14 protein-coding genes and 1 pseudogene are annotated in these 13,554 nt (G+C 65.8%); all 15 read right to left on the minus strand.

Features of this window, described 5'->3' with window-relative positions:
* The 15 genes and pseudogenes from BUB20358_RS04635 to BUB20358_RS04700 all read right to left on the minus strand — a co-directional run bounded on the left by BUB20358_RS04635 (position 1) and on the right by BUB20358_RS04700 (position 13,543).
* A complete protein-coding gene (locus tag BUB20358_RS04635) occupies positions 1–372 on the minus strand; it encodes a hypothetical protein (protein ID WP_123806839.1) in 372 nt (123 codons plus the stop codon).
* Positions 362–1,678 carry a hypothetical protein gene (locus BUB20358_RS04640; protein ID WP_045552470.1) on the minus strand — a complete coding sequence of 439 codons (1,317 nt, stop codon included), beginning with the start codon at positions 1,676–1,678 and terminating at the stop codon, positions 362–364. Before BUB20358_RS04640 ends, BUB20358_RS04635 begins: the two co-directional genes overlap by 11 nt.
* Entirely contained in the window at positions 1,675–2,469 is a 795-nt protein-coding gene (locus BUB20358_RS04645) for a YoqU family phage-derived protein (RefSeq protein ID WP_006764427.1), read from the minus strand. Before BUB20358_RS04645 ends, BUB20358_RS04640 begins: the two co-directional genes overlap by 4 nt.
* A gap of 18 nt (positions 2,470–2,487) precedes the next feature.
* Complete coding sequence (locus BUB20358_RS04650; RefSeq protein ID WP_006764426.1) at positions 2,488–3,522, minus strand: DNA-methyltransferase; 1,035 nt, start codon at positions 3,520–3,522, stop codon at positions 2,488–2,490.
* On the minus strand, positions 3,519–5,528 hold the full coding sequence (locus tag BUB20358_RS04655) for a DNA cytosine methyltransferase (RefSeq protein ID WP_006764425.1): 2,010 nt from the start codon (positions 5,526–5,528) through the stop codon (positions 3,519–3,521). The genes BUB20358_RS04650 and BUB20358_RS04655 overlap by 4 nt, the downstream gene beginning before the upstream one ends.
* Before the next feature lie 229 nt (positions 5,529–5,757).
* A complete protein-coding gene (locus BUB20358_RS04660; RefSeq protein ID WP_006764424.1) occupies positions 5,758–6,582 on the minus strand; it encodes a DUF2303 family protein in 825 nt (274 codons plus the stop codon).
* Between the two features lie 32 nt (positions 6,583–6,614).
* On the minus strand, positions 6,615–6,938 hold the full coding sequence (locus BUB20358_RS04665) for a YfdP family phage-associated protein (RefSeq protein ID WP_045552468.1): 324 nt from the start codon (positions 6,936–6,938) through the stop codon (positions 6,615–6,617).
* A 139-nt stretch (positions 6,939–7,077) separates the two neighbouring features.
* A complete protein-coding gene (locus BUB20358_RS04670; protein ID WP_006764423.1) occupies positions 7,078–7,560 on the minus strand; it encodes a hypothetical protein in 483 nt (160 codons plus the stop codon).
* 1 nt (position 7,561) lies between these two features.
* Positions 7,562–7,756, minus strand: a complete 195-nt coding sequence (locus BUB20358_RS04675) for a hypothetical protein (protein ID WP_045552467.1) — start codon at positions 7,754–7,756, stop codon at positions 7,562–7,564.
* A complete protein-coding gene (locus tag BUB20358_RS04680; protein WP_045552466.1) occupies positions 7,753–8,205 on the minus strand; it encodes a zinc-finger-containing protein in 453 nt (150 codons plus the stop codon). Before BUB20358_RS04680 ends, BUB20358_RS04675 begins: the two co-directional genes overlap by 4 nt.
* A 5-nt stretch (positions 8,206–8,210) precedes the next feature.
* The gene (locus BUB20358_RS04685; RefSeq protein ID WP_199901226.1) at positions 8,211–9,845 is read right to left on the minus strand and encodes a hypothetical protein; all 1,635 of its coding nucleotides are present in this window, start codon (positions 9,843–9,845) and stop codon (positions 8,211–8,213) included.
* An 87-nt stretch (positions 9,846–9,932) separates the two neighbouring features.
* Positions 9,933–10,568 carry a hypothetical protein gene (locus BUB20358_RS04690; RefSeq protein ID WP_006764420.1) on the minus strand — a complete coding sequence of 212 codons (636 nt, stop codon included), beginning with the start codon at positions 10,566–10,568 and terminating at the stop codon, positions 9,933–9,935.
* Positions 10,565–11,950, minus strand: coding sequence for a DNA repair protein (locus tag BUB20358_RS04695; RefSeq protein WP_223473318.1), 1,386 nt, complete (start codon positions 11,948–11,950; stop codon positions 10,565–10,567). The genes BUB20358_RS04690 and BUB20358_RS04695 overlap by 4 nt, the downstream gene beginning before the upstream one ends.
* A 273-nt stretch (positions 11,951–12,223) precedes the next feature.
* Positions 12,224–12,331: pseudogene (locus tag BUB20358_RS28210) on the minus strand (hypothetical protein); the annotation flags it as partial.
* 12 nt (positions 12,332–12,343) lie between these two features.
* A complete protein-coding gene (locus BUB20358_RS04700) occupies positions 12,344–13,543 on the minus strand; it encodes a hypothetical protein (protein ID WP_045552464.1) in 1,200 nt (399 codons plus the stop codon).
* Positions 13,544–13,554: the final 11 nt, after the last annotated feature.

The raw sequence follows: 13,554 nt of genomic DNA on the forward strand, positions 1-13,554 counted from the left end.
TCAGCGGCCGGTTGCTGATCGGGCGGCGTCGACGGCTGCGTCAAGCGATTCGCCGCGGAGGACATAGTCGACTTCCCATCGGCAATCGAGCTCGTCGTACCTATGCGTGGCGACAGCCTGACGGCTTAACCAGCGATACCGCGCTGCGCAGACCTTGTCGTCGTCCGTCACCTCGGCGCGCGGCTCCGGCCCGGTGATGTTCTCGCGCACGATCGCATAAACTTCGGTCGCGAACTGGCGGAATGACGCATGCATCTCCGGCGGGAAATCGGCGACCGGTGGCGGCACAAGTCCTGTGAGCTTGCCAATAAACCGCGCGCATACTTCGATCAGTACTGGATTGAGATCATCGGGCAACGTGTTATTCGGCATGGTTGGCTCCTTGGAGAAGGGCGCGCAATTGCTTTGCGGCTGTATATGCGTATCGGTTACTGACGTTTTCTTCCAACCAGCGTGCGGCATATTCAATTGCTTCGCGCTGCTCGTCCGTCAGCCCCTCCCGAGCGTCTGCCTGCCCGGTAGGCTGCGGGGCGTCGAACAAATCGCGCACTTCGATGACGCCTGCGTAATCCGGCTTTCGCAATTCGTCGGCATGCACCTTCGACGCGCAGCGGTGCCAGTCGGCCGGCACGTCGCGAGAGATCATGCGGAAGTCCCACGCCACCGGTTCCGCCGCCTGCGCGGGGCCGATCTTGCCGAGAGCGATCGAATAGTTCTCAGCCAGTCGCGCGCCTGGTGCGCCGGCATGCTCGATCATGTCGCGCTTCTTCGCGTCGGAGATGCAGTCGCGCGGATCGTCAATGCGCATCCATGCGACAGCCGCCCCTTCCGCCCCCGTCTCGTTGGCAGAGGCGCGGGCGCACGCATCGCCATAAGCGCCATAGATGTGGCGAACGTCAGAGGAAAGATCCTTGATGCAGCCAAGCAGATAGCTCCATGCGAAACCAGTGCGCTTGCCGTCCCGAGTGCCGGGCCACACGATTCCGAGTGCTTCGGCAACCTTCCGGCGCGTTTCGTAGTCGTCCGTCTCGTTGGCAGATGCGGCGCGGCGGATAGGTGCGCCTGCGTCGATTGCGGTGAGCACATCCTCCAGAGCGGTGTTGTAACCGAGCCGATATTGCGATTCGGGCTCGTGGGTCGGACCCGGTTCGTCCTTCGGCCATGCCTCGAACATACCGAGCACGCGCTCGACTAACGCCGCCCGCTCGCCCGCCGGTGCGGGTGCGGCATTCCCCTGCGGTGCGATGATGGCGTTGGAGTTCTCCAGCGCGGCCGATACTGCTTCGCGAATGCCGGGCGCATCGTCCGCAAGCCGGGCCACTTCGTCCGTGAATTCCTCGGTCAGCCCGTCGTACGGAATCGGCACTGCTGCGGGCCGCTCGACAGGGGCCGAGGCGATGATGCTGCGCACGAACGCGACGCGCGCATCACCAACGTCTTCACATTCGGATGCGGCGATCGACGCCTTTTCGTACGCTTCCAGTGCCGCTGCAACAGTCAGCGCATCAGCGCTCCGAACTTTCGAACTCGTCCCATTGCTGCAGTCGACGCGCGCGCCGACAATGGTTTCAGCGGCCGGGTCGGCAGTGCATGTGTCAACCTTCGGGACCGGTCGCTGATGTACTGCCTCGCTCGCCTGTTCGGGAGCGGGGCTCTTTTCGTTGTGGGTGGTTGTCATGCAGCCCTCCGTCGTTCATGTGCAGGCCGGCGTGCGCCGGGGAACTGCGGCTCGATGGGATATTCGGGGCGCGCGATCACGTTCGCGATGAGCTTCTTCCAGTTCGCCCTCGTATTGAGCAGCGCAGGGCCATCGGGTCCGTCGAGCCGATCCGCAGGCGTCGTCATGACCGTCAGCGGATCTATCACGTCGACTGGTACGGCGATGTTTGCGCAGCCGCTGTTGTAGTATCCGAGCTTCGTGCGCACCGCTTCGCCTTTGTACTTGCCCGCGCGCGTTGTCCTGAAGCAATAACCGCTGTCGTCGGGACACCACAACGTGATGAACTTGTTTTCGCGCATCGTGTGGTGCACGCTGATGACGTAGTAGTCGCGCGGCGTGTCGCTGGGCCACGGGGGCGGCGCCATGATTGGCAGCTCGAACGCGGTGGCGCGGAGTGCTGCAGCGGCCTCGCGGTCATAGCCCCATACGTTGTCCTCGGAGTTGCCACCCATGTACGGCGGCGCGATCACGCCGCGGGGTAGCTGCCACCCAGTCCTGATGTAGTCGCGCATGCGTTCGACCAGGCTGCGCAGCGTGCCGCCTTGCGTGAAGCCGCGCCAGCGCCCTTTGTCGTGCGTGTACACGCGCTTCTGCGTGTAGTCGTCGACGAACCAGACGCGGCCACGTGAATCGAGCTCGAACCGGGCGTATTGGTCATGCTTTGCGTTGTAGAAGAAGCGCCGTCCGTGCGACCCAATCGCCCTGAGCAATTGGTTGGCATGTTCGGCGCGTTCCGCCTTCGTGGTCATGGTGTGATCCTCAGATGGTCACGCGAGCGCGAGGCCCAGTTGCCGCAGGCGATCGCGCTGCAGCGGTTCGTAGTTGGGATTCAGTTCGCAGCCGATGAAGCGGCGGCCGAGCCGCTGCGCGACCTGTCCGGTCGTGCCGCTGCCGAAGAACGGATCGAACACGACGTCGCCCGGCCGGCTGCCGGCGAGCACGCAGGGCTCGACGAGCGCTTCGGGGAAGGTCGCGAAGTGAGCGCCGCTGTACGACTGCGTCGGGATCGTCCAGACGGACCGGCGATTGCGCTCCGTCGGCATGATTGCCATCGCTTCGTCGAAGCTCGCATTCGTCTTCGTGCCGGACGCATCGTGAGCCAGCTTGCGGCCGACGGCCTTCATGTTGCCGTTCGTCTTTGCGCCACCATTCGCGCGGGCGCTCCCGATCTGCGCCTGAACGTTCTGCGACAGGCGCGCGTGTGTGTTCGCGCTGACCGGTTCGAGGATCGCGTCCTGATCGAAGTAGTAGCGCTCGCTTTTGCTGAGCAAGAACAGGTACTCGTGCGCTTTCGTGCACCGGTCGCGCACACTCTCCGGCATGGGGTTCGGCTTGTGCCAGATGATGTCCTGCCGCAGATACCAGCCGGCTTCCTGCAGCGCGAACGCGAGGCGCCACGGCTGCCCGACCAGATCCTTTGGCTTCAAACCATCAGGAACTTTCATTCCGCGGCCGCCAGCGGCCTGCGCCTGATTCGTGGCATCGCCGTTCATCAGCGTGGAAGCGACCTGATACGTGCGATTCGCAGCGTAGCTGTCGCCCATGTTCAGCCAGAGCGTGCCATCGTCGGCCAGCAACTGGCGCGCGAGATCGAACACGCCGACCAGCGTGTCGATGAACTCGCGCAGCGTCGGCTCCTGGCCGATCTCGCGATGCTTGTCCGGATGGCCCTCGGGCAGATACGAGCGCAGGCCCCAGTACGGCGGCGACGTCACGATCGTCTGCACGCGCACGCCGTCGGCGATCATCGCGCGCATCAGGTCGCGGCAGTCGCCGCGGTGGGAGTGGTTGAGCCAGGTCATGCAGCGACACCTGCGATCAATTGTTCATGCGCGAAATTCGCTCGGATCAGTGCCGTCGCGACGTCCGGGCACACGCTGTTGCCGATCATGCGCACCTGCGCCGACTTCGACAGGGGTTTGCCGTTCACGACCGGGTCGAGCACGTAGCTGTCCGGGAAGCCCTGCGCGCGCGCGAGCTCGCGCGGCGTGAGCATGCGCATGCCGATGTCGACGATCGCGTAGTCCTCGCCGTGGATCGTGACGAGGCCGAAGCGGTCGTGCGTCGGTACGGTATGCAGCGGCTCGCGCAGCTCGACGCCATCCTTCTCGTTGCCGTAGTACTTGATCAAGAACGCGCGGACCTCGGCGTGATGGGTGCCGCCAGCGCTGATCGTGTGCAGCGGCTCGTCGACCGGCGCACCGTGGCGGCAGGTGCCGCGCAGCTTGACCAGGTGCGACACCGCGACCGTCGTATCGGCTTTGCTGGTGAGCGTCGCCGTCGGTTCGCTGGCATCACGCGGGCGAGATTGCCCAGCGCGGCCGCCACAGCCGACCAGCTGCGCCGTCACTAAGTGATGATGGTCCTGCGTCGTGATCGTGCTGATCGCCGCATCGACCGATGAGCCCGGTGATTCATGGCCGCCGTAGTGCTTCGCGAGGAATGCGGCAACGACCTGTTGCTGCCCGCCGCTGGACGTGATGGTGCTGATGGGCGACTCCGCCGAGCGCCCGGCTTTGACGCCGACACGTTCCTTGTTGTGCTGTGCAAGAAAGGCTGCAACGACAGCATGTTTCGCTCCACCGGCTACGATCGTGCCGACAGGCTTTTCAAGGCCCGGCACGCGCGGTGCCTGTCCCGGTCGCTCGCCGTAGCCGGTCTGGATCAGCGTCGCGGCGACGACGCCCATGGCGTGCGCCGCTCCAGCCGGCCGCGCGCAGTCACCGCCGGCCGTCACGGTGTGCAATGGCGTGTCGGCTGCACTGCCGACGCTGTTTGCGCGGAACTTCGTGATGTGCGCAGCGACGAGCGCCTGCTCGCCGCGATTCGCTCCGGTGACGGTCGCGAGCGGGGCGTCGATGCTGGCGGCGCGGTCGGCGCCGTGATGCGTGAGGTGGATCACGAATGGATCCGCATTGTTCACGACGAACTTCATGATGCCGCGCGCGATACGGCGCAGCGTCGCGTCCTTCAGCGGACGCTCGCGCTCGAAGATCGACGGGCAGGGGATCGACCAGTCGATGCAGTCGGCTGCGGTGCGCCACGGCTGCAGAGCGCCGGCGAGCACGGCAGCGCTCTTCGGGTCGCCGTGCGTCGGCGTCGGCCAGACGATCGGCAGCCCATCGCGGCGCGCGATGATGAATAGCCGCTTCCGGATCGTCGGTGCGCCATAGTCGCACGCGCGCAGCACGCGATAGTCCACGGTATATCCGAGGCCCGCCGACAGTCGACCCGCTTCGGGGCCATCGATTGCGTACCCGAGAGCTTCACATGCCTCAGCCAGCGCCGGATGGTCGCGCCGAACGCCCGTGGTCAGCATTCCAATGAACGCGCGGAAGGTCTCGCCCTTCTTCTCCGGATCGGGGATGTGCTTGCCGGAGCCAATCTCGATCACATCGGCCCACGTCGTGAACTCTTCGACGTTCTCGAGCATCATCGCGCGCGGATGGGTTTCGATGCCCCAGCGCAGCGCGATCCACGCGAGCCCGCGGATCTTCTTGGACACCGGCTTGCCGCCCTTCGCCTTGCTGAAGTGCTTGCAGTCCGGCGACAGCCAGACGAGGCCGACAGGCTGGTTTCCCGTAATCTCGATCGGGTCCACGTCGAACACGCTCTCGCAATAGTGCTTCGTGCGTGGGTGGTTCGCCGCGTGCATCGCGAGCGCTTCGGGATCGTGGTTGATCGCGATATCGACCGGCCGCCCGAACGCGCGCTCGAGGCCAGTGCTGGCACCGCCGCCTCCGGCGAAGTTGTCGACGATCAATTCACTGCCGAGGTCGAGCGGCAGGGTCATCAGGTCACGCTTCACGCGAGATCTCCGTTTGATGGTCAGGCTTCAGGGGTGAGTGCTCGGCTCGCATATGGCAGCGTTGGGTAGCATGAAGGCCGCTGCGCTGCAGACCTATTCAATGTGCGACGGCGCCAACCCGTCACTCCGAGCACCCACCGTTGAAGCCGGTGAGAAAAACGCGGTGAGACTTCCGCGGCAGAGTGCCGCGCGCTACTAGGAAGCGCGCGGCCGGCCATGTGGGATTCGCTTATTCGGGAGAGCCGAGCAGGATCTTCGTCTCGGTCTGCGCTTCGATGTCCGACCAGATCGCGCGGAACGCATCTTCCAGCACCTTGTGCGGGCGGATCAGCTCGTACCAGATCGTCAGGCCGCCATCCTTCACGCGATACTTCAGGCGCGCGGCGAGCTGGTACTTTGCGCCGTTCTCGAAGACCGGAATCTCGAGCGCGATTTCGGTCGGCATCTTCACCTTGTTTCCGGTCGCGTTCACGTCCTCGCGCCACACGAAATCGACACTGCCGTCCTGCAGGCGCGTTGCCGACACGAAGTTACCGCCCTTGCTCGCCTCGAAGTTCAGCGCGATCGACAACATGTCACTGCCTGACGGGTTGACGATGTCCGGCAGGTTGTCTTCGATCAACTCCGCGAATTCGAGCTGCGTCGTCGGCTTGCGGTCACGGGCCGTCCAGGTCTTCCACTCGCGCGACGCGGGCACGGCGAACTGCACGCGGTACTCGCGCCAGTTCGCACCGCCGTTGTCGAGCTGGTCGCTCGCCGGGAAGTGGTCATCGATCACGCCGAGGATGTGCGCCGGGTCGAGCGACGCGTAGATCAGGCTGTTGCCCGTCTTCTGCCGATTGAAGTAGGCGATAAAGCTGGCAGCATCGCGAACCTTCACGGTGCCGCGCACCCGATTCGGGAACGTCTCGCGTTCGTCCAGCGTGCGCACCTCGTAGCCAGTCGGCACAACGACGAACGGCAGGCCGTCGGCAAGCGGAGACTTCTGTGGGCCAGCGAGTGCGGTGCCGGCGTTGAGGGCGGCGCTGATATCGGGGGCGTCGTGTTCGAGCATGTGATTCTCCTGGTGGGGTGGTTGTTGCGGCGTTACCGGCCGGTGCCGGTGTCAGCGAGCTGAATGCCCGGAAGATCGGGCTGTCGCTCGCTGTTCCGAGAGAGGTTGTTTTCGACGGTCGGGAAGAACACCTCGGCGGCACGCTTCTCCTTCGGAAGCGTGGTCGAAACTTCGCCCGACACCTCGAGCGCATCGGCGACTTTCGCGAACGGCTTGATCTCGATCGTCACGCTGATCTTCCCGGGCTTGCCGGTGTCGCGGACGAGCGCGACGAGCTGGTTGAGCTGCTCGGTTGCTTCCTCGACGAGCATGCCTCCGCGGATGTCGACGAGCGTCGACGTGTAGGACTTCATCATGGGGGCTCCTATGGGTCAGCCGTTGTCGGTAGCGGCGCGGGACTTCGCGTCGCGGAAAAGAGAAAGGACGCCGAGAAGTTCGGCGCCCTTTGAATACCGCGCGGACCGAGGCACGCCGCGCGGGGTGAGGCTCTGTTGCTCAGCGAGGCATTCGCTGCGGCTCGGCGTGGCCGCGAGCGGCACGCTTCCACCATTGGTCGTCTGCGCCGGGCTTGTGGGCGGTGTACACGCGGCCCAACTGGCCCTTGTCGCGCAGAAAACCCCATTCCTTCGTGCGTCGCGCGCGGTGCGCGAAGATCGTCCAGCACTCGTGCACGCCGAGGTCGCGCGGCAGGATCACGCGATGGAACGAGTCTCCGATCAGTGCGTTGAACCAGCGAACGATCTTCGTGCCGGCGCGAGTCTGCTCGTAGTACCAGCCGGAGAGGATCAGCGAGAGGGCCCACGGCCACGGGTGATCGTGCAGACCGCGATCGGGATCGCTGTCGACGAAGCGGTGCAGGTAGACGCGTACGCCGAAGAGCGTGAACAGGTAGTAGCGCTCGAGGTAGGGCCGGCCGGCGTCGCTGATGATTCGGCACGGCAGGCGGCCGCTGATGAAGAACAGAATGGTGCGCAGCATGTCAGCTCTCCAGCGCTTTCGGCAGCGTCGCGTCGAGGCGTCGAATCAACTTCACGATGTCCTCGGGGATGCGCATCGCGTGGCTGCCGTGCATTGCGGCGAACGCCGGCCGCAGAAGGTTGCGTTCGTCGTCGCTCAGCTCGGCGTGTTCGAGGCGCGCGAGCGCGCGCCAGAGCGGGTCTTGCGTGTCGGTCATTCGGGGTACTCCTGTTGAATGATGGCCACGACGCGATCGCATGTCGCGACATCGAACCATCCGATGTGACATTCCTCGTGGTTCTCGATCCCGAGCTGTCGAGCCAACCAGATATATGCGTCGGTGCGCGTCATGCCGCCGGACTGCCAGATCGGGTTGAAGGCCGCTTTCGCGCGCTTCCGCGCGTCACGAGTCGGCCCGTTGGCCAGCGTTCCGAGTGGAATCGCGGTGAAGGGGTGCAGGCCGACATATGCGCGGCAGGAGCGACAGAGGAACGCCCACGGCCACTCGCCATACTCGCGGCCGTAGATTGCCGAGTTGTTCACGATCTCGACGGGGGCGCCGTCGTACGGGCATATCGTCGGAGCCGGGAGCAGGTTCTTGACGCGGGCCGTCGCTCGGCGCGACGGGTTCCAAGGCGTTTTCTTGTTTGGGGCAGGCCGACTCATCCTGATCAATCCCACCGATCGATGACGTATTCCAGCGTTGCACCCTTTGCCGTCACGCGGACGCGGTGACCGTTACCGAAGCGGCTGCTTTTCTGCAGCATCAGGCCACACGCCGATGCCTCGTCAAAGCCGCCGATCGACGCGCGGCGCGAGTACGCCTCGATCACCGATCGCACGGCGTGCAGCTCCGACTTCAGGCATTCGGGAAAAAGGCAATTCCCGGAACGTTCGTTGCGATGATCCTTCGCGCCCTCGATGACGAGAAGCACCCCAGCGCCTTGATGAGCGTGTGGCGCATGCCATGACGATGGCTGCGCGCTGACTGCGGTCACCTTCGCCCACGTGCCCGGCGTGAGTCCCCACTGGGATGCTGGTGAACCGCCGTTGTACAGGTACCAGCTCACGGGATTGCGCTGATCGTCGCGATCCCATTGCAGGATGGGAGGCGCATCTGCATGCTGCGCAGTCAGATACGCGGCGAAGTTGGCCGAGCCCTTCGGCACATACGCTTCGATCCGTTCAGCTTCGGGCAGGACGGTGCGAGCGAATTTTTCCCATGTCATCGGGACGCCTGAAGCGATCATGGGCGAACTGGCCGGCCTCGCACACTTCGGCTGGAGGTGGCCGAACACGCCGCCATTCGACGGGACGTGAGCCGCATCACTCGGCTTCCACAGCGTTTGTAGCTCGTCGACCCGTGCAAAGCGCCGCTCGAGCGAAGGAGCGATACCCATCTGTTCGACGATCTTCTCGGCCTGCTGAATCGTTCCCGCACTCGGCGCAGCCTGCGGACGCTGGTACAGGAGTGGATGCATCTTCGCGGCGAACTTCGCCTTCACGTCGTCGAAGGACAGCCCTGCTGCGATGTCTTCGAGCAGCGTGCCGATCATTGATGAGCGCGGATGTGCGAACCCTGCGGGCGCAGTAGCGACTGCGCGCCAAAGCAGATTTTCTTTCAGGCGAACATTCTTCGCCGCGTCGCGTGTGACGATCACGTCGCGCAGCCATTCTGCCGCGCCAAGGCACTTTTCGGACCGGTAGAGCGAATCGGTCCTGAGCAGCGTTACAGCGGTTTCGACGGTAGCGAGCGTGAACTCCTGCAATGCCGTCAGCATCGTGCGGTAGTCCTCGCGCGTCTCGGCGATCGCCTGAAACGCGGTCTGTACGCGGCTCGCATGGATCAGGTGAGGGCCGGGCGTCACACAGAAGTGCGTCCATTCTCCGGTGCGAGGTTGGCCCCAGATGCTTTCGGACGTATAGAAGACGCCAGTGACGCGTGCACGCTCGACCGACGCGCGCATCTGAGCGACCGCCGTGGCGTAGTATGGCTGCTCGACAGCGGACGCCGTTTCCTGCGTCCAGATCGGAGACGCCACCGAACCATCTTCGCTGATGGTCACGAGGCCACCAAAGCGCTCGACAAACCGGCGGCACGCGTTACAGGTATGGTGTTGACGAATGCCGGGCGACGGCGAAAGGGCGTTCAGGTAGACGTCGAACAGCCCTTCGACGTCCGTTGTATAGAGGCGCGTCTGCGGATTACTGGTGTGTGATGCGAAAGCGCTTTGAACGGCTGCGAGGAGAGTGTCGTACTGCTGGTCGCGCTGTACGTCGGTCGCATGGGTAGTCGTCAGATCCATACTGTGTTCCTTGGAGAAATTGGGCGCTATACGAGCCGCCCGAATGCGCCGCGCAATCCGGGGCACGGAAGGCGCGCGGCGGTGCTGCTATCGGGGCATCCACTGCGTGCCACGCACGATGCGGCCGACCGGTTCGAGCACGAGCACTTCGGCTTCCCTCTCGCTGCGTACGAGCGCGCGGCCGCGCTTCTGCGCTTTTTCGAGCGAGTCGTGACGCTGCGGCTTGCAGCTGCGGCCGACCGTGACGAACAGCGGGGTGCGCGCGCCGACCGGGCCGAGCGTCAGTTCGTCGATGCGCGCTTCGAGCGCCGCGGCGTTCGTGCGCCAGGTGTCGGCCTTCTGCAGCGCGGCGTCGCGCTCGGCAGTGAGACGCTCATTGTCGGCGCGCAGGTCTGCGATGAGTTGTTCGACGAGCTCCGCGGCGTCGAGGATTCGGGCGTTCGGGTCCACCGACTTCTCGACGAGGCCGATCGATACCAGCGCCGGCGCCGCATCCGCCATTGGCGCATCGCCGGCGAGCGCGGCGGGTCGCCCCGTTGCCGCGAGCCAGTACACGTACTCGTTGCCGCCGCCCGTGCGCTTCATGCGCTCGACCAGCCCATCGCTGAGCATGCGGTTCAGCTCCTTCGTCACGTCGAGCAGCGGAAGCCCAGTTCCGGTCGCTATGTTCTTCGCCGTGGCTTCCGACGTCTCGGTGAGATACCGCTGGATGTCTTCTCTCACGCTGCCTCCCGTACGGTGCGCGGCGCGACGGCCGCGACCTGGCCGTCCTCGACCCAGAATGCCTCGATGCTTTCCGGCAAGCCGGTCGGCGCCGCCTTCAGGCTCATGAACACGAGCGCCGTGTCGATCTGCTGGCTGTACGCGAGGTCGTCGAGCCAGTAGAGCAGCCGGTCGCGCTCCGGACCGACCAGGACATCGGCACGGTCGAGCACGAGCAGCTTCAGGCCAGAGAAATGGCTGATCGCCGCGGCGATTTGCGCGTCGACGCGCCAGCGTTCCGATTCGGAGAGCAGGGCATACGCGCGGCCATCGGCGAGAACTTCCATCTCCGGCGTGATCGTCACGTCGGCCCATTCGGACATCTCGGCAAGGTCGGTCAGGCGCTCGTTCATCGGCGTGAGCGCTTCGCTGAGCAGGTCGGCCGGGATGCCGTTCGGCGCGAGCGCGTCGGCGATCGCCTCGTACGCCGCGACGTCTTCATGAAGCGCCGCAGCCTGCGGTGCCAGATCAGCGGCGCCGGCGGCGCGCCGTTCGATTTCGCGAAGCGTCGCGATGTCGGTGTCGAGCTGCTTGCGACGGCGCTGAAGGTCGGCCAGTTCCGAGCGCGCGGCGTCGCCGCTCTCGCGGGCGGCGGCCGCGCCGCTGTCCGCCGCGTCGTCTTCGAGCGCCCGCAGTTGCGTCGCGGCCGCGTCCGCCGCTTCGACGTCGCGTTTGCGGTTCGCGGCTGCGTTTTGCAGCGTCTTCAGGCCCTGCTCGTACTCGGGCAGCTTCGCGGCAGCTTCGTCGTCGCGCGTGCCGGTTGCGGCCGCCGCCGACAGAGCGCCGTTGAGGTAGCGCAGGAGAGCGCCGCACTCGGGGCACGAGCATTCGGTACCGGCGGATGCCGCGCCGGCGCGGATACGAAGCGCTTCGACCTTCGGCAGAAATTCGGCTACCTGCTCGTCGGCCAGCTGCGCGAGCTCTACCGCCTTCGCGTAACCGGCGGCGCGGGTGCGCAGGTCGGCGATTTTCGACGCGCGCGCACGCGCTGCGGTGTCTGCCGCGTCGGCTGCGCCGATCTGCTGCTGCAGTTCGCCGATCCGGTCGTCGAGCGCCGCGCGTTCGCCCGTGAGCTTCCGCAATGCTGCATCGTCGAACTCGACTGCCGCTGGGCGCCACGTGGCCGCCTTTTGGCTGCCGTAGGTCTCGCCGGTCGCGTTGCGCCACGACTGCTTCGCGCCGCGCGCCCGGTCGGCCGCTTCCTTCTGCGCCGCTTCAAAGCCGGCGCGCAACATCGGCGTGATGGCTGCGAGCCGGGCGGCGGCCGGTGCCGGCACCGCATCGGCGTGGAACCCGAGTTTGTCGAGCAGCCGGGCGCGCATTTCGTCGACGCCGATCTTCACGCCCATCAGGTCGTACAGGAACGCGCGGCGCTCGGCCGCGCCGAGGTGCGCGAATCGCTGCGCGTCGAGCACCAGCGGAAGGCGCGGATCGTCAGCGAGCTCCCGCTTCAGCTTGCCGGACGGCAGCATGACGCTGTTCGCCTGCTCGCCGCACGCGACCACGATCTGGCCGGCGTCCGAGCCCTCGGTGACGAGCGAGCCGTATTCCTTCTTCAGCGCGACGCGCACGGTGTCGCTGGTGAGCGCCATGCGCACGGCTTCCTGCAGGCTGCTCTTGCCGGCACCGTTCGGGCCGGCGAAGAGGGCGACGGGCTTCGACAACCGCAGGTCTGCGGCGTGGATCCCGAGCACTTTCGAGACGTAGATGTCGGTGATCTTCATGACAGGTACCGGTTAGTCGGCGCTGATCGGGCCGCGCGCACGACGCGCGGCGCCGGCGCGCGGTTGTTGTTGTGCCTGTTCGGCCGCCGCGGTGATGGCGCGCATGCGCGCTGATGCCGCCGCGTTCAGATCCGCCTTCGCGGCCTCATCCGGCACGCCGGCGATCGCGCTGCGCGCGAGGTCGAGATCCTCGGCGGTTGCCGCCGATTCAATGTCCTCGCGGATGCCACGCACCAGGCCGTCGACGTCGAATTCGAAGCCGCTTTGGCCGCGATGCTCGGGGGATTCGCCTTGGTCGTCGGCCGGCTCCGCGTGAGCCGCTGCCGCCGGCGCGCTTTCCGCGCGCTGCTCGGTCGCGGCGGGCGCTTCCGCCTGCGGCGCCGCTGCGCCGCGCGGTACTTCGTCGGCAGGCTGCGCGCGGCCGGCGCGCAGCTCGTCGAGCGTTGCGCGATTCACCGAGTAGCTGCCGTCGTCGTGTACGTCGACGATGTCAGCGGCTTCCTCGACGGTGGTGAGGCCCATCAGCAGCTCGGGCGCGTACAGCTTCCCGAAGAACGACGCGCTGCGGTACCGGAGCATCACTTCGGGCATCGTCTGCCACTTGCTGCCGTTCTTCGTGTACCAGCCTTCCTTCACGGCGAGCTCGATCGACACCGGCGGCGATTCGAGACGCGTGTCGGTGCCGCGTTCCAGCGCCCACGCGATGCACTCGATGTCCTCGATCTCGACGTCCTGCCGCTTCTCGGTGCGCGTGCGGTTGCCGCTCGGGCCGCTCCATTCGAACGTCACGTACGGCACCGTCTTGCGCCCGAGCTTGCGGATGTCGAATCGCAGCGGGGAGAAACGGCCGCAACCGTTCACGGCGGCGATGATCCACTGCGACGACCACGACGGCCGGCCCTCGACGATGTACAGGTTCTGCATCACCATCAGCGGGTCTGCGCCCATGCGCTGCGCCATGTTCAGCGCGACGACAGCGTTCGCGAGTGCATTCGGATTCTCGCGCGATTCGGTGACCTCGCCGTAGCGGTTCGTTTTCTCGATTACCTTGCGATACGCGGCGGGCACGAGCGTTGACGAGGCCAGCAGGTTCGCGGCGCGCTGCATCAGCTCGAACGATTGCAAGGAGCCGAAGCCCGGAGCGACGGCGGGGAGGTTGGCTTCGCGAGGCAGCGGCGAGCGGACGGATTCCAGAGTGGTAGGCGTGGACATAATGGTCTCGT

It is taken from the genome of Burkholderia dolosa, assembly GCF_902499135.1.
GTDB lineage: Bacteria > Pseudomonadota > Gammaproteobacteria > Burkholderiales > Burkholderiaceae > Burkholderia > Burkholderia dolosa.